At 52.8% G+C, this 231-nt stretch carries 1 rRNA gene; it reads right to left on the reverse strand.

Annotated features, from left to right (window positions below):
* Positions 1-231: ribosomal RNA gene (locus GJ700_RS34890) — 23S ribosomal RNA — on the reverse strand; the annotation flags it as partial.

Below are 231 nucleotides of genomic sequence, written 5' to 3' on the forward strand. Positions count from 1 at the left end.
AATACTCATCTCGCCCACCTGTGTCGGTTTGCGGTACGGTCTCGTATGACTGAAGCTTAGAGGCTTTTCTTGGAACCACTTCCGATTGCTTCGCACCATAAAGGCGCTCGTCCCAGTCCCTTGAATTCCGCACCCGGATTTGCCTAAGTGCCTTCTCTGAACCAGAAACCAACTATTCCAACAGTTGGACAACCTTCCGCGATCCGTCCCCCCATCGCATCATACGACGGT

It is taken from the genome of Pseudoduganella rivuli, assembly GCF_009674485.1.
In the GTDB taxonomy this organism is placed as follows: Bacteria; Pseudomonadota; Gammaproteobacteria; order Burkholderiales; family Burkholderiaceae_D; genus Rugamonas; species Rugamonas rivuli_B.